Annotated in this window: 15 protein-coding genes; 10 read left to right on the top strand and 5 right to left on the bottom strand. The window is 52.2% G+C overall.

Translation table 11 applies throughout. The features are described 5' to 3' along the window. Positions 1-7: 7 nt before the first annotated feature. The 9 genes from murC (at position 8) to mutT (ending at position 10,722) form a co-directional block, all read left to right on the top strand. Positions 8-1,483 carry a UDP-N-acetylmuramate--L-alanine ligase gene (murC, locus tag G4551_RS04040; RefSeq protein WP_003837436.1) on the top strand — a complete coding sequence of 492 codons (1,476 nt, stop codon included), beginning with the start codon at positions 8-10 and terminating at the stop codon, positions 1,481-1,483. Continuing rightward, positions 1,476-2,396, top strand: coding sequence for a D-alanine--D-alanine ligase (locus G4551_RS04045; RefSeq protein WP_003837439.1), 921 nt, complete (start codon positions 1,476-1,478; stop codon positions 2,394-2,396). The genes murC and G4551_RS04045 overlap by 8 nt, the downstream gene beginning before the upstream one ends. Position 2,397: 1 nt before the next feature. Continuing rightward, entirely contained in the window at positions 2,398-3,231 is an 834-nt protein-coding gene (gene ftsQ / locus G4551_RS04050; RefSeq protein ID WP_003018758.1) for a cell division protein FtsQ, read from the top strand. Then, positions 3,228-4,490: a cell division protein FtsA gene (gene ftsA, locus G4551_RS04055; RefSeq protein ID WP_003018755.1), complete on the top strand. Its 1,263-nt coding sequence runs from the start codon at positions 3,228-3,230 to the stop codon at positions 4,488-4,490. The genes ftsQ and ftsA overlap by 4 nt, the downstream gene beginning before the upstream one ends. A 62-nt stretch (positions 4,491-4,552) precedes the next feature. Continuing rightward, the gene (gene ftsZ, locus G4551_RS04060) at positions 4,553-5,704 is read left to right on the top strand and encodes a cell division protein FtsZ (RefSeq protein WP_003018753.1); all 1,152 of its coding nucleotides are present in this window, start codon (positions 4,553-4,555) and stop codon (positions 5,702-5,704) included. A 100-nt stretch (positions 5,705-5,804) separates the two neighbouring features. Next, entirely contained in the window at positions 5,805-6,722 is a 918-nt protein-coding gene (gene lpxC, locus G4551_RS04065; RefSeq protein ID WP_003018750.1) for a UDP-3-O-acyl-N-acetylglucosamine deacetylase, read from the top strand. Between the two features lie 281 nt (positions 6,723-7,003). Further along, complete coding sequence (gene secM, locus G4551_RS04070; RefSeq protein ID WP_003018748.1) at positions 7,004-7,510, top strand: secA translation cis-regulator SecM; 507 nt, start codon at positions 7,004-7,006, stop codon at positions 7,508-7,510. Between the two features lie 60 nt (positions 7,511-7,570). Continuing rightward, positions 7,571-10,276 carry a preprotein translocase subunit SecA gene (gene secA, locus G4551_RS04075; RefSeq protein ID WP_003018746.1) on the top strand — a complete coding sequence of 902 codons (2,706 nt, stop codon included), beginning with the start codon at positions 7,571-7,573 and terminating at the stop codon, positions 10,274-10,276. A 56-nt stretch (positions 10,277-10,332) separates the two neighbouring features. Then, complete coding sequence (gene mutT / locus G4551_RS04080; RefSeq protein ID WP_003837443.1) at positions 10,333-10,722, top strand: 8-oxo-dGTP diphosphatase MutT; 390 nt, start codon at positions 10,333-10,335, stop codon at positions 10,720-10,722. 88 nt (positions 10,723-10,810) lie between these two features. On the opposite strand, the gene yacG is transcribed toward mutT, so the two are convergent. Genes yacG through coaE form a run of 3 tightly spaced genes read right to left on the bottom strand, consistent with a single transcriptional unit; the run spans position 10,811 to position 12,378 of the window. Then, positions 10,811-11,005: a DNA gyrase inhibitor YacG gene (yacG, locus tag G4551_RS04085; protein ID WP_003018740.1), complete on the bottom strand. Its 195-nt coding sequence runs from the start codon at positions 11,003-11,005 to the stop codon at positions 10,811-10,813. A gap of 9 nt (positions 11,006-11,014) precedes the next feature. Continuing rightward, positions 11,015-11,758 carry a cell division protein ZapD gene (gene zapD, locus G4551_RS04090; RefSeq protein WP_003837445.1) on the bottom strand — a complete coding sequence of 248 codons (744 nt, stop codon included), beginning with the start codon at positions 11,756-11,758 and terminating at the stop codon, positions 11,015-11,017. Next, a complete protein-coding gene (coaE, locus tag G4551_RS04095; RefSeq protein ID WP_003837447.1) occupies positions 11,758-12,378 on the bottom strand; it encodes a dephospho-CoA kinase in 621 nt (206 codons plus the stop codon). The genes zapD and coaE overlap by 1 nt, the downstream gene beginning before the upstream one ends. A 225-nt stretch (positions 12,379-12,603) precedes the next feature. Between coaE and G4551_RS04100 the strand changes: the two genes are divergently transcribed. Continuing rightward, positions 12,604-13,647 carry a GMP reductase gene (locus G4551_RS04100; protein WP_003018732.1) on the top strand — a complete coding sequence of 348 codons (1,044 nt, stop codon included), beginning with the start codon at positions 12,604-12,606 and terminating at the stop codon, positions 13,645-13,647. Positions 13,648-13,703: 56 nt separating this feature from the next. Here the strand turns inward: G4551_RS04100 and hofC are convergent, their stop codons facing one another. Together hofC and gspE are read right to left on the bottom strand one after the other, a co-directional pair. Then, positions 13,704-14,906, bottom strand: coding sequence for a protein transport protein HofC (gene hofC / locus G4551_RS04105; protein WP_003837451.1), 1,203 nt, complete (start codon positions 14,904-14,906; stop codon positions 13,704-13,706). After that, the gene (gspE, locus tag G4551_RS04110) at positions 14,896-16,278 is read right to left on the bottom strand and encodes a type II secretion system protein GspE (RefSeq protein WP_003837453.1); all 1,383 of its coding nucleotides are present in this window, start codon (positions 16,276-16,278) and stop codon (positions 14,896-14,898) included. Before gspE ends, hofC begins: the two co-directional genes overlap by 11 nt. Between the last annotated feature and the right edge of the window lie 8 nt (positions 16,279-16,286).

The following is a 16,286-nucleotide window of genomic DNA, read 5'->3' on the forward strand; positions in this document are numbered from 1 at the left end:
CTAAAGAATGAATACACAACAACTGGCAAAACTGCGTTCCATAGTGCCCGAAATGCGTCGCGTTCGGCACATTCACTTTGTCGGCATCGGTGGTGCTGGTATGGGCGGTATTGCCGAAGTTTTGGCCAACGAAGGTTATCAGATCAGCGGTTCTGACCTGGCGCCGAATCCGGTGACTCAGCAGTTGACGAATCTGGGCGCCACGATTTTCTTCAACCATCGCCCGGAAAACGTGCGTGATGCGAGCGTGGTGGTGGTATCCAGCGCCATTTCTGCGGATAACCCGGAAATTGTTGCGGCGCATGAAGCACGTATTCCGGTGATCCGTCGTGCTGAAATGTTGGCTGAATTAATGCGTTTTCGTCACGGTATCGCCATTGCCGGGACGCACGGTAAAACCACGACCACAGCGATGGTCTCCAGTATCTACGCGGAAGCGGGGCTGGATCCGACGTTTGTCAACGGCGGTCTGGTGAAGGCTGCAGGCGTCCATGCGCGTCTGGGTCATAGCCGTTATTTAATTGCGGAGGCAGATGAGAGCGATGCGTCGTTCCTACATTTGCAGCCGATGGTGGCGATTGTTACCAATATCGAAGCCGATCATATGGATACCTACCATGGCGACTTTGAAAATTTAAAGCAGACGTTTATTAATTTCCTGCATAACTTACCGTTTTATGGTCGTGCGGTGATGTGCGTTGACGATCCGGTGATCCGCGAGTTGTTGCCGCGGGTCGGTCGTCAAACCACAACCTATGGTTTCAGCGATGATGCTGATGTGCGCGTTGAAGATTACCAGCAGATTGGTCCACAAGGGCACTTCACGCTGCTGCGTCAGGGGATGGCCGATTTACGTGTGACATTGAACGCACCGGGCCGTCACAATGCGCTGAACGCGGCGGCGGCGGTGGCAGTTGCAACAGAAGAAGGCATTGAAGACGACGCAATTCTGCGCGCGCTGGAAAGTTTCCAGGGCACCGGACGCCGTTTTGACTTCCTCGGCGAATTTCCGCTTGAGCCGGTAAACGGTAAAGCCGGGACGGCGATGCTGGTTGATGATTATGGCCATCACCCAACGGAAGTGGATGCCACGATTAAAGCTGCACGCGCGGGCTGGCCGGACAAAAATCTGGTAATGCTGTTCCAGCCGCACCGCTTTACGCGTACACGCGATCTATATGACGACTTTGCCAACGTGCTGACTCAGGTCGATGCGCTGTTGATGCTGGATGTATACGCCGCGGGTGAAGCCGCGATTCCGGGGGCTGACAGCCGCTCGCTGTGCCGTACGATCCGTGGTCGCGGTAAGATCGACCCGATTCTGGTATCCGATCCGGCTCAGGTGGCAGAAATGCTGGCGCCGGTATTAACCGGCAATGATCTTATTTTGGTGCAGGGCGCTGGAAATATCGGCAAAATCGCGCGTTCCTTAGCTGAAATCAAACTGAAGCCGCAAAACCCGGAGGAAGAACAACATGGCTGATAAAATCGCGGTCCTGTTAGGAGGAACCTCCGCAGAGCGTGAAGTTTCGCTGAATTCCGGCGCGGCCGTACTGGCAGGGTTACGTGAAGGTGGTGTCGATGCCCATCCGGTTGACCCTAAAGAGATTGATGTCACTCTTCTGAAATCTATGGGTTTTCAGAAGGTGTTTATTGCGCTGCACGGTCGTGGCGGGGAAGATGGCACGTTGCAGGGCATGCTGGAGCAAATTGGCCTGCCATATACCGGCAGCGGCGTCATGGCGTCCGCAATTTCGATGGACAAACTGCGCAGCAAGCTGCTGTGGCAGGGCGCAGGTTTACCCGTCGCGCCCTGGGTTGCATTGACCCGCTCTGAGTTCGAAAAAGGTCTTAGCAATGAATCGGTTACAAAAATCTCTGCGTTAGGTTTGCCGCTGATTGTGAAGCCAAGCCGTGAAGGCTCCAGCGTAGGGATGTCAAAAGTTGAAGAAGAAAATGCTTTGCAGGGTGCATTAGCATTGGCTTTTCAGCATGATGAAGAAGTACTGATCGAAAAATGGCTCAGTGGCCCGGAATTTACAGTTGCGATACTTGGTGAAGAAATTTTACCGTCAATACGTATCCAACCCGCGGGAACCTTCTATGATTATGAGGCGAAGTATCTCTCTGATGAGACACAATATTTCTGCCCTGCAGGTCTGGAAGCCGAACAAGAGGCCCGTTTGCAGGAATTAGTCCTGAAAGCATGGACCGCATTGGGCTGTAAAGGTTGGGGTCGCATTGACGTCATGCTGGACAGCGATGGCCAGTTTTATCTGCTGGAAGCGAATACCTCTCCGGGTATGACCAGCCACAGCCTGGTGCCGATGGCGGCACGTCAGGCTGGCCTGAGCTTCTCGCAGTTGGTGGTAAGAATTCTGGAGTTGGCGGACTGATATGTCGCAGGCTGCGCTGAACACGCGAAACGGTGATGAAGAAGAAGTAAACTCCTCACGCCGCAATAATGGAACGCGTCTTGCAGGAATACTGTTCCTGCTGACAGTGCTGTGCACCGTGTTTGTCAGCGGCTGGGTAGTGTTGGGGTGGATGGAAGATGCGCAGCGGTTGCCATTGTCAAAGCTGGTGTTAACCGGCGAACGGCATTACACGCGCAATGACGATATTCGTCAGTCCATTCTGGCTCTGGGCGCTCCGGGAACCTTTATGACTCAGGATGTGAACATCATTCAGAGTCAAATTGAACGTCTCCCCTGGATTAAACAGGCGAGCGTCAGAAAGCAATGGCCCGATGAATTGAAGATTCATCTGGTTGAATATGTGCCCATTGCGCGTTGGAATGACCAGCATATGGTGGATGCCGAAGGCAATACGTTCAGCGTCCCAACCGGTCGGGCCAATAAGCAGGTATTACCTATGTTGTACGGACCGGAAGGCAGCGCAAGTGAAGTGTTGCAAGGGTTCCGTGATATGGGGCAGGTGCTGGCTAAGGATAGATTCACCCTGAAGGAAGCGGCGATGACCGCTCGTCGTTCCTGGCAGTTGACGCTGAATAACGATATTAAGCTCAATCTGGGCAGGGGCGATACGATAAAACGTTTGGCTCGCTTTGTGGAACTCTACCCGGTTTTACAGCAGCAGGCGCAAACCGATGGCAAACGGATTAGCTACGTTGATTTGCGTTATGACTCAGGAGCGGCAGTAGGCTGGGTTCCCTTGCCTCCTGAGGAATCTAATCAGCAACAGAATCAGGCACAGGCAGAACAACAATGATCAAGGCGACGGACAGAAAACTGGTAGTTGGACTGGAGATTGGCACCGCGAAGGTAGCCGCTTTAGTAGGGGAAGTTCTGCCCGACGGTATGGTCAATATCATTGGCGTGGGCAGTTGCCCATCGCGAGGTATGGATAAAGGCGGGGTGAATGACCTTGAGTCAGTGGTGAAGTGCGTACAGCGCGCCATTGACCAGGCTGAACTGATGGCAGATTGCCAGATTTCCTCGGTGTATCTGGCACTTTCCGGTAAACATATTAGCTGTCAAAATGAAATTGGTATGGTGCCCATTTCCGAAGAGGAAGTGACGCAGGAAGATGTGGAAAACGTGGTACATACGGCAAAATCCGTACGCGTTCGCGATGAACATCGTGTTCTGCACGTTATTCCGCAGGAATACGCCATTGACTACCAGGAAGGCATTAAAAATCCGGTAGGTCTTTCCGGCGTACGTATGCAGGCAAAAGTCCACCTTATTACCTGCCACAACGACATGGCGAAGAACATTGTCAAAGCTGTTGAACGTTGTGGTCTGAAAGTTGACCAACTGATTTTTGCCGGGTTGGCAGCCAGTTATTCCGTGTTGACGGAAGATGAACGTGAGCTGGGTGTCTGCGTGGTGGATATTGGTGGTGGTACAATGGACATCGCCGTTTATACTGGCGGGGCGTTGCGCCACACTAAAGTTATCCCTTATGCAGGGAATGTAGTGACCAGTGATATCGCGTATGCCTTTGGTACGCCGCCGAGCGATGCTGAAGCCATTAAAGTGCGCCATGGCTGTGCGCTGGGGTCCATCGTGGGTAAAGACGAAAGCGTTGAAGTGCCAAGCGTAGGTGGTCGTCCACCGCGTAGCCTGCAACGTCAGACCCTGGCAGAAGTCATTGAGCCGCGTTATACCGAGCTGCTCAACCTGGTCAACGAAGAAATTTTGCAATTACAAGAACAGCTTCGCCAGCAGGGTGTGAAACATCATCTGGCGGCGGGGATTGTGTTAACCGGTGGTGCTGCGCAAATTGAAGGTCTTGCGGCCTGCGCACAGCGCGTGTTCCATACGCAAGTACGTATTGGCGCGCCGCTGAATATCACTGGTCTGACGGATTATGCTCAGGAGCCGTATTATTCAACGGCAGTGGGGCTGCTTCACTACGGAAAAGAATCCCATTTGAGTGGTGAGGCTGAAGTAGAAAAACGCGTAACGGCATCAGTTGGCTCGTGGATCAAACGACTCAATAGCTGGCTGCGAAAAGAGTTTTAATTTTTAAAGAGACCAACGCACATTAACGGTCTCAGGCGACAGGCACAACGGAGAGAGAAACTATGTTTGAACCTATGGAACTTACCAATGACGCGGTGATTAAAGTCATCGGCGTCGGCGGCGGTGGCGGTAATGCCGTTGAACACATGGTGCGCGAGCGCATCGAAGGTGTTGAATTCTTCGCAGTGAATACCGACGCTCAGGCGTTGCGTAAAACGGCGGTTGGACAGACCATTCAGATTGGTAGCGGCATCACCAAAGGTCTGGGCGCGGGTGCGAACCCGGAAGTCGGCCGTAATGCGGCAGACGAAGATCGTGAAGCTCTGCGTGCAGCGCTTGACGGGGCAGACATGGTGTTTATCGCAGCAGGCATGGGCGGCGGTACCGGTACCGGTGCAGCGCCAGTGGTTGCTGAAGTAGCAAAAGATTTAGGTATTCTGACCGTTGCTGTCGTGACTAAGCCTTTCAACTTTGAAGGCAAGAAGCGTATGGCATTCGCGGAGCAGGGTATCACCGAGCTGTCCAAACATGTGGACTCTCTAATTACTATTCCGAATGACAAACTGCTGAAAGTACTGGGTCGCGGTATCTCCCTGCTGGATGCGTTTGGCGCAGCGAACGACGTACTGAAAGGCGCAGTTCAGGGTATCGCTGAACTGATTACTCGTCCGGGCCTGATGAACGTCGACTTTGCAGACGTGCGCACCGTGATGTCCGAAATGGGCTACGCGATGATGGGTTCTGGCGTGGCGAGCGGTGAAGACCGTGCAGAAGAAGCGGCTGAAATGGCTATCTCTTCTCCGCTGCTGGAAGACATCGATCTGTCCGGCGCACGCGGCGTGCTGGTCAACATTACTGCGGGCTTCGACCTGCGTCTGGATGAGTTCGAAACCGTGGGTAACACCATCCGTGCCTTTGCATCGGATAACGCGACCGTGGTAATCGGTACCTCTCTGGACCCGGATATGAACGACGAACTGCGTGTGACCGTTGTTGCGACTGGAATTGGTATGGACAAGCGTCCTGAAATCACTCTGGTAACCAACAAGCAGGTACAGCAGCCGGTAATGGATCGTTACCAGCAACACGGCATGGCGCCGTTGACGCAAGAACAGAAGCCGGTAGCGAAAGTGGTTAACGACAATACGCCGCAAACCACTAAAGAGCCGGATTATCTGGATATCCCTGCATTCCTGCGTAAGCAAGCTGATTAAGAATTAGCTGGAATTTGGGAATCTGCGCTCTTTGTGCTAAACTGGCCCGCCGAATGTATAGTACACTTCGGTTGGATAGTTAATTTGGCGAGATTATACGATGATCAAACAAAGGACACTTAAACGTATCGTTCAGGCGACTGGCGTCGGTTTACATACCGGCAAAAAAGTCACGCTGACGCTACGCCCTGCGCCGGCCAACACCGGGGTCATCTATCGTCGCACCGACTTGAATCCTCCGGTAGATTTCCCGGCCGATGCCAAATCTGTGCGTGATACCATGCTCTGTACGTGTCTGGTCAATGAGCATGATGTGCGGATTTCAACCGTAGAGCACCTGAATGCTGCTCTGGCGGGCTTAGGTATCGATAACATTGTTATTGAAGTTAACGCCCCGGAAATCCCGATCATGGATGGTAGTGCTGCTCCATTCGTATATCTGCTGCTCGATGCGGGTATTGAAGAACTGAACAGCGCTAAGAAATTTGTTCGCATCAAAGAGACCGTTCGTGTCGAAGATGGTGATAAGTGGGCTGAATTCAAACCGTTTAATGGTTTCTCGTTGGATTTTACCATCGACTTTAACCATCCAGCGATTGATGCCAGCACGCAGCGCTACGCGATGAACTTCTCTGCAGATGCGTTCATGCGTCAGATCAGCCGTGCGCGTACTTTCGGCTTCATGCGTGATATCGAATATCTGCAGTCCCGTGGCCTGGCCTTGGGCGGCAGCTTCGATTGTGCCATCGTTGTTGACGATTATCGCGTATTGAACGAAGACGGTCTGCGTTTTGAAGATGAATTCGTTCGTCACAAAATGCTCGACGCGATTGGTGACTTGTTCATGTGTGGTCACAACATTATTGGTGCATTCACCGCGTATAAATCCGGTCATGCATTGAATAACAAACTGTTGCAGGCGGTCCTGGCAAAACAGGAAGCTTGGGAATATGTGACCTTCCAGGACGATGCAGAACTGCCTCTGGCGTTCAAAGCACCTTCGACCGTACTGGCATAACGACATACGCTGTCGTATAAATTCGACTGGTAAATCTGGCACTCTCTCCGGCCAGGTGAGCCAGTCGTTTTTTATGTACTCATTAGCGCAGCCTTTTCCAACGCAAATATTTCCCTGCCACTAGGTTAAAATAGTGTGCGATCGCTGCTTTCTTGAGCATATTTACCCATGGCCGGTTGTCATTACTGCTGTGGAGCGTACGCTTTAATGATAAGATTCGTGCGCAAAAAAATGTTTTGCATTCGTAACCCCAAACGCAGGGTATATCAGGTGGCAAAAACGTGAGTGGAATACTGACGCGTTGGCGACAGTTAGGCAGACGGTACTTCTGGCCGCATCTCCTGTTGGGGATGGTCGCGGCGAGTTTTGGCCTGCCCGCGCTCGGTAATGCTGCTGAACCCAATACCCCCGCGAAGGCGACCGCCAGCAATCACGATCAATCCGCTAAAGTTAACTTTAGCCAGCTTGCTTTGCTGGAAGCGACTAATCGCCGCCCAAATTTTACCGTCGATTACTGGCATCAACATGCCATTCGTACGGTTATCCGCCATCTTTCTTTTGCCATGGCGCCTCAGGCGTTGCCTGTTGCCGAAGAGCCGTTGCCAATCCAGGCGCACCATCTTGCGTTACTGAATACGCTCAGCGCGATGCTGACGCAAGAAGGCACTCCGCCCGCGACAGTAAGTCGCGTGACATACGCCCACTTTACTTCTCAGGCCGCGTTTAGCGTTCCGGTCTGGATCAGCCAGCTGCAGGGTATCCGCGCTGGTCCTCAACGCCTCAGCTAAAAAAGAACCTTCCAACTTATAATTTTTGACTCCGCATCGCGGGGCGTTTGAGATTTTATTATGCTAATCAAATTATTAACCAAAGTATTCGGTAGCCGTAACGAGCGTACGCTGCGTCGTATGCGTAAAGTGGTCAATGTCATCAACGCAATGGAACCGGAGATGGAAAAACTCTCCGATGATGAACTGAAAGCGAAGACCGCTGAATTCCGCGCCCGTCTGGAAAAAGGTGCCAGCGTTGAGAGCCTGATCCCGGAAGCGTTCGCAGTGGTGCGTGAAGCGAGTAAACGCGTGTTCGGTATGCGCCACTTCGACGTTCAACTGCTGGGCGGTATGGTGCTTAACGATCGCTGCATCGCAGAAATGCGTACTGGTGAAGGTAAAACCCTGACCGCGACGCTGCCAGCCTACCTGAACGCATTAAGCGGGAAGGGCGTACACGTGGTTACCGTGAACGACTACCTGGCTCAGCGTGATGCCGAAAATAACCGCCCGCTGTTTGAATTCCTCGGCATGACCGTTGGTATCAACATGTCTGGCCTGCCAGCGCCAGCCAAGCGTGAAGCCTACAACGCCGATATTACTTACGGTACCAACAACGAATACGGCTTTGACTACCTGCGCGACAACATGGCGTTTAGTCCGGAAGAGCGTGTTCAACGTAAACTGCACTATGCGCTGGTCGATGAAGTTGACTCCATCCTGATCGATGAAGCGCGTACGCCGCTGATCATTTCCGGCCCGGCTGAAGACAGCTCGGAAATGTATAAAAAAGTGAACAAAATCATCCCACACCTGATCCGTCAGGAGAAGGAAGATTCCGACACGTTCCAGGGGGAAGGCCACTTCTCTGTTGATGAGAAAGCGCGCCAGGTTAACCTGACCGAACGTGGTCTGGTACTGATTGAAGAGTTGTTGGTTAACGAAGGCATTATGGATGAGGGCGAGTCTCTGTACTCTCCAGGCAACATTATGCTGATGCACCACGTGACTGCCGCACTGCGTGCGCACGTGCTGTTTACCCGCGATGTTGACTACATCGTGAAAGACGGCGAAGTTATCATCGTTGATGAACACACCGGCCGTACCATGCAGGGGCGTCGCTGGTCTGATGGTCTGCACCAGGCTGTTGAAGCTAAAGAAGGCGTAGAGATCCAGAACGAGAACCAGACGCTGGCATCTATTACCTTCCAGAACTACTTCCGTTTGTACGAAAAACTGGCCGGTATGACCGGTACAGCAGATACCGAAGCCTTTGAATTTAGCTCCATCTACAAGCTGGATACCGTAGTTGTACCAACTAACCGTCCGATGATCCGTAAGGATTTACCGGATCTGGTGTACATGACCGAAGCGGAAAAAATTCAGGCGATCATTGAAGATATTAAAGAGCGTACCGCAAATGGCCAGCCGGTGCTGGTGGGTACTATCTCCATTGAAAAATCTGAAGTGGTCTCTAACGAGCTGACCAAGGCAGGCATCAAACATAACGTTCTGAACGCCAAGTTCCATGCCAGCGAAGCGGATATCGTCGCACAGGCGGGTTACCCGTCTGCCGTGACAATCGCTACTAACATGGCGGGTCGTGGTACCGATATCGTGCTGGGTGGTAGCTGGCAGGCAGAAGTTGCCGAGCTGGAAAACCCAACTCCGGAACAAATCGCGCAGATCAAAGCCGAGTGGCAGGTTCGCCATGACGCGGTATTAGCTGCTGGTGGTTTGCATATTATCGGTACTGAGCGTCACGAATCTCGTCGTATCGATAACCAGCTGCGTGGTCGTTCTGGTCGTCAGGGGGATGCGGGTTCTTCTCGTTTCTATTTGTCGATGGAAGATGCGCTGATGCGTATTTTTGCCTCTGACCGCGTGTCCGGCATGATGCGTAAACTGGGTATGAAGCCTGGTGAAGCCATTGAACACCCTTGGGTGACCAAAGCAATTGCTAACGCGCAGCGTAAAGTGGAAAGCCGCAACTTCGATATTCGTAAGCAGTTGCTGGAATATGATGATGTTGCCAACGACCAGCGTCGTGCTATCTACACCCAGCGTAACGAACTGCTGGACGTAACTGACGTTAGCGAAACCATTAACAGCATTCGCGAAGACGTATTCAAAGCGACGATTGATGCCTATATTCCGCCGCAGTCTCTGGAAGAAATGTGGGATATTCCGGGTCTGCAGGAACGTCTGAAAAACGACTTCGATCTGGATATGCCGATTTCAGAGTGGCTGGATAAAGAACCTGAGCTGCACGAAGAAACGCTGCGCGAACGTATTCTGGCAAACGCAGTAGAAGTTTATCAGCGCAAAGAAGAAGTTGTGGGCGCGGAGATGATGCGTCACTTCGAAAAAGGCGTGATGCTGCAAACGCTCGACTCTTTGTGGAAAGAGCACCTGGCTGCGATGGATTACCTGCGTCAGGGTATCCACCTGCGTGGTTACGCGCAAAAAGATCCGAAGCAGGAATACAAGCGTGAATCCTTCTCTATGTTTGCATCAATGCTGGAATCACTGAAGTACGAAGTGATCAGCACTCTGAGCAAAGTTCAGGTGCGTATGCCTGAAGAAGTAGAAGCGATGGAGCAGCAGCGTCGCGAAGAAGCTGAGCGTTTAGCGCAGATGCAGCAGTTGAGCCATAAAGGTGATGATTCTGCTGCGGCAGAAGAGCTGGCGGCACAAACCGGCGATCGTAAAGTGGGTCGTAACGATCCGTGTCCTTGCGGTTCCGGCAAGAAATACAAACAGTGTCATGGCCGTCTGAGCTAAGAAAATAACTTATTGAAAAGGCGCAGACTTCTGCGCCTTTTTTATGGACGATGAAAATGAAAATATTGCAGATCGCCGTCGGGATTATTCGTAATCAGCACAATGAAATTTTTATCACCCAGCGTGCGGCTGATGCCCACATGGCCAATAAGCTGGAGTTCCCCGGCGGGAAAATTGAAGCGGGCGAAACGCCGGAGCAGGCGCTGATTCGCGAGCTACAGGAAGAAGTAGGGATCACGCCGACTCAAAGTTCATTGTTCGAAAAGTTGGAGTATCAGTTTCCGGACAGGCATATCACTCTGTGGTTCTGGCTGGTTGAAAGCTGGGAAGGCGAGCCGTGGGGAAAAGAGGGGCAACCGGCGCAGTGGATAGCGCAATATGCTCTGAATGCGGAAGATTTCCCGCCGGCGAATGCACCGGTCATTGAAAAGCTGATTACTGGATAATGGTGTTCGTAGGCCGGATAAGGCAACACCGCCATCCGGCAAATTATGGCGGGGGTGCTACGCTTGCCCGCCCTACGTATTAGCAGAATTACTTCTGCTCCTCACTCCAGTCGTCGCTTTCCGACAGATCGCCTGAGCTTGGGATGCGTTTCTCTTCTGCAGCCCACTCTCCCAGATCGATTAACTGGCAGCGCTTGCTGCAGAATGGGCGAAACGGACTGACTTCAGCCCATACTACAGGCTTGCCGCAGGTTGGGCAGTTGACGATGGTTTGTTCAGACATGTTGACTCCTTAACAGCACGCCAGTTCAAAATCGAGGCGCTCAGGCACCTGACCATTTTCGCTATCCAGCGGCATAAAGCGGATGGCAAAACGGCTCTTATGACCAGAAATTTGCGGATAAAGCTGCGAATCAAGCGGCAGCTGCAAGCGCAGCAGATCTGCATCTTCGCCGTTGTCCTGATAAAAACCATTCAGGCTGGTTTGCTTACGAAACGGCGCTGAGTTGCGAATTAAATCCAGCACCAGCGACAGCGCTTGATTGAGCGGATTCAGGCTGGCAAGCCAGGTTTCAACCTGCGCGTCACGATACGATTGCGCCAGGTGTAACCAGATATGCAGAGTCGGCAGATCGAAACTGCAGCACCCGCCAGGAATACTTAAACGCTGACGTACGAGACCAATCAGACGATCTTCGCGCAGCGTCTGTCCAATACGCGGGGCAGAAATCAGAATGCTGCCTGCACTTTTTAACTGCTGGCGCAAAGAGTCGATTCTGCTTTGATCGACGCCGGGAACTTCGACCCAGGCCTGGAGTTTACGCTGCTGTCGCTCCAGTTCTTTGAGGAGTTCGGTACGGACTTCGCCGCGTTCAAATACATCCAGTAAATCTCCGATATTGCGGAAAAAATGCAGAGCGCCGGCATGGTCAGCAATGGGTAAATTAACGGAGAGCTGTTGGATTAAAAATTCAATGCGCAGCCATGTACGCATCTTCTCATTGAGAGGGTGTTCAAAAAGGACCTGGGTGTGCATTACGGTTTTTCCTGTGAGACAAACTGCGACGCGCATTGCAAATAGAGCGCGTGCAGGCGGGCGACATCCGAGGCGATGGCTTCCGGTGCGCCATTATTATCAATAACATCGTCTGCCACGGCCAGCCGCGCTTCACGCGTTGCCTGGGCAGCAAGAATTTGTTCAACATGCTCACGTGTGACGTCATCACGCTGCATGGTGCGTCTGAGCTGGGTTTCGGGCGTGACATCCACCACAAGTACGCGGTCGGCTTTTTTATACAGCGAATTTTCCACCAGCAAAGGGACAACCCATAACAGGTAAGGTGAGGTCGCTTGCTGAAACTGGCGCTGCGTTTCCTGCTGAATAAGCGGATGGAGCAGGGCATTCAGCCAGCTTTTCTCCTCTGGGGCGGAAAAAATGCGTTCGCGTAAAATGCGCCGCTGCAACGATCCGTCTGCGGCGATAACCTCGGAACCAAAATGTTCTTCGATTGCCTTAAGAGCAGGTGTGCCGGGTTCAACCACCTGGCGCGCAATAATATCTGCATCAATGATGTTTATTCCGAGGTCAGCGAACGCATTTGCAACGGTGCTTTTACCACTGCCAATGCCGCCGGTTAAGGCTACCGTATACCTCATAGATGCCGATCCTGGAGTTTAAGTTTGATTATCAAACAGTTAAAAGTTAAGCGTGCGAAGGCGAGGCTGTTGCAGGATTAACCTACTATTCGCCAGGTAAATTTATGGGATTGTAGCGTAAAAAAAGAGAATTTCGCAGTCTTGCGCGGCATTGATTAGTGCGTATGATAGCGTCACTGGAGTTGTGAGTTTCGATTTTTCGCCATTAACCCCAGGAATCCGCACATGCGTATCGAAGAAGATCTGAAGTTAGGTTTCAAAGACGTTCTTATCCGCCCTAAGCGTTCTACTCTCAAAAGCCGTTCCGATGTTGAGCTGGAACGTCAATTTACCTTTAAGCATTCAGGTCAGACCTGGTCCGGCGTACCTATTATTGCCGCGAACATGGACACTGTCGGGACGTTTGCCATGGCAACGGCGCTGGCATCCTTCGACATCCTGACCGCTGTGCACAAACACTATTCTGTTGAAGACTGGGCCGCCTTCATCGCAGAGACTTCTGCCGATGTACTCAAACACGTAATGGTTTCAACCGGCACGTCTGACGCAGACTTCGAAAAAACCAAACAGATTTTGGCGCTCAACCCAGCGCTGAATTTTATCTGCATTGATGTGGCAAATGGCTACTCAGAGCATTTTGTTCAGTTTGTGTCGAAAGCGCGTGAAGCATGGCCGACAAAAACGATTTGTGCGGGCAATGTAGTCACCGGTGAAATGTGTGAAGAGCTGGTGCTCTCCGGTGCTGATATTGTCAAAGTAGGCATAGGCCCGGGTTCTGTATGCACCACACGTGTAAAAACCGGCGTTGGCTATCCACAGCTTTCTGCGGTTATTGAATGTGCGGATGCAGCCCACGGTCTGGGCGGCATGATTGTCAGCGACGGCGGCTGCACAATGCCGGGTGACGTTGCAAAAGCGTTTGGCGGCGGCGCAGACTTCGTTATGCTCGGCGGTATGTTGGCCGGTCACGAAGAAAGCGGCGGCAAAATTGTTGAAGAAAACGGTGAGAAATTCATGCTGTTCTACGGTATGAGCTCAGAATCTGCTATGACCCGCCATGTTGGTGGTGTTGCTCAGTATCGTGCCGCTGAAGGTAAAACCGTTAAGCTGCCTCTGCGCGGCCCGGTTGATAATACCGCTCGCGATATTCTCGGCGGTTTGCGTTCTGCTTGCACCTATGTAGGCGCATCCCGTCTGAAAGAGCTGACCAAACGTACAACGTTTATTCGTGTACAGGAACAAGAGAACCGCGTATTCAATAGCCTGTAAAACAGGTCGTTCTGTGAAATGCCGGATGGCGTTACGTCGCCATCCGGCATTTGAATTTATCCCACTCCGCTCATCGCATCTCCCAAATGGAAAATCGGTAAATACATCGCGACAACCAGCGTACCGATGATAAGCCCCGTAATGACCAGCAACGCAGGCTCAAGTAATGCAGCCAAATTCTCAGCTTGAGCCAGGGTTTTCTCGCCATGGTGATGCGCGAGATTGCGCAGCATTGCATCCAGCGAGCCGGAAGCTTCACCTGTTCGGACCAGCTGTATGCACAATGGGCTGAATTCACCGCTATTTTTAAGCGCTAACCAGACCGGCTTTCCGGCGCTAATGTCGTGCTGAACCAGCGCTAAACGTTGCGACCAGAAAGGGTTAGCCAGCGTTTCGGTAACGCTCTCAAGACCCTGCAAAAAGGGAATGCCCGCATTTTGCGTTAACGCCAGAACGGTGAAGATCTGCGTGAGCTTTTGCCCTCTCACCATCGGCCCTATGACCGGGAGGCTGAGCAGCAATTTCTGGCGCAGAACGAGCCAGTACGGTTTCTGATTTATCAAATGATGTGCCGCAACCGCTACCAGGCCAAGTGCTACCGCCAGCCATCCCCATTGGCTGCTATAGTGTGCGATGGTAATAATCCACTGAGTGAGGGCCGGTAGCGGGGTGTTGAATGTCTGGTAGATGGCGGCAAACTCAGGGAGTACAAACTGCAACATCGCAAATACGACCAACACCGCCATTGTGATGATGATAATCGGATAGCGCAGGGCTTTTTTAACTTTATCAGCAAGTTGCTGTTGTTTCTTTTGCTGGTAGGCGAGTTCAAAACAGCAGTCGTCCAGCTTACCCGTAAGCTCTCCGGTGCGGATCATTGCCTGGTAAAGGGGCGGAAAAACGTGTTGCCATTGTGATAGCGAGGTGGAGAGGGTAATGCCCTGTTCCATATCGTAAGCCAGCGTACGCAGTAGCGCCTGCCATTGACTGCTGGAATGTTGTTCAGCAAGCAGAGCTAGCCCTGCTGAGAGCGTTAACCCTGCTTTTAGCAATGTCGCCAACTGGTGTATGGTTTCGGCACTTCTTGTACGGCTCCAGTGCGAGGTTTTGACACGCATACGCTTAATGCGTAGCGGCGTAATCTGTTGTTTCTCAAGAGCCAGCATTAATGACGGTTGGGTATCGGCCCATAGTGTACCTTCCAGCGATTTACCTTTGTTGTTAATGCCTTGCCAGCGCCAAAGCTGTTTAGCGGACATGAGGCATGCCCAGTACACGAATCAGCTCTTCAAATGTCGTTAATCCTTGCTCGACGGCCTGACAGCCATTCTCGAAAAGCGTTCTCCCTGATAGCTGAGCATCAGGTTCCACTCCGTCTACGGGGGCGTCACTGGCAATACTCTGACGTAATGCCGGAGTAACAGGGAGTACTTCAAACAATGCCGTACGGCCATAAAATCCGTGATAACAATGTTTGCAGCCAGGGGCCTGCCAATTCGGTAGTGGTGTAGGCCAGACAGCTTTCGGGAGTGTGATAGGCGTACTCTGACGTTGTCGGCAATGGGGGCACAACTTTCTGACCAATCGCTGTGCAATGACGAGCGTCAGCGCGGAGGCGATCATCCAGCGTGCGACCCCCATTTGTTGCAGACGCACCAGCGTTTCACTGGTGGAATTGGTATGCAGCGTAGAAAGAACCAGATGACCGGTTTGTGCGGCTTTAAGGGCTATTTCTGCTGTTTCTCCATCGCGGATTTCACCCACCATGATAATGTCGGGATCCTGACGCAACAGAGCACGTAAGACTCCCTGAAAAGTCAAACCGGCGCGTGGGTGAATTTGCGTCTGGTTGATGCCTGCGATCGGGATCTCTACCGGATCTTCTACGCTACAGAGATTAACATCTGGCGTGTTTCGGGTTTGCAGCGCACTGTACAGTGTGACCGTTTTACCGCTTCCGGTAGGCCCGGTAACCAGAATCAGCCCCTGAGGCTGCTGCAAGGCTTGCGAAAATGCGGCCAGTTGCGCGTCTTGCATTCCCAGTGCGGCGATCTCCAGTGACTGCTCGACCTGATGAAGTAGCCGCAACACGACTTTTTCGCCGTAGCGACAGGGCAGGGTGGCGATGCGAAACGAGATAGGTTCTCCTGAAATCTCAACGGTAAATTGTCCGTCTTGTGGAAGCCGATGCTCGGCAATATCCAGACTGCCCAATACTTTTAACCTCGCGGTGATGGCAATGCCCATCTCGGTCGTGACTTCCGGTAAAGCGTGGAGTACTCCATCCACACGTAATCTGATCCGATAGTGATTTTCCGCTGGCTCAAAATGAATATCAGAAGCCCGTTTCTCCAGAGCGGAATGAAACGTCTGATTCAGCAAGTCTGCTGCGCTGGCGCTGCTTTTTGTGACTACTGCAGGGAGCATTTTTTGCGGTGTATGCGTGTGGCCTTCCATTTGCTGACGTGTCCAGCAGACAATGTCGATGCGCCGGGTGGTGGCAAAATGCAGTGCATCCAGCAGTTCGTGTGATGGGGCGTCTACGACGGCGATATGCACCACTTCATTGTCTGCATCCAGTAATATTCCCTGATAACGTTGGCATAGCGCTGTAAGCTGGGTGGTATTCATCTCTGTTC

The organism is Citrobacter freundii ATCC 8090 = MTCC 1658 = NBRC 12681 (assembly GCF_011064845.1).
GTDB lineage: Bacteria > Pseudomonadota > Gammaproteobacteria > Enterobacterales > Enterobacteriaceae > Citrobacter > Citrobacter freundii.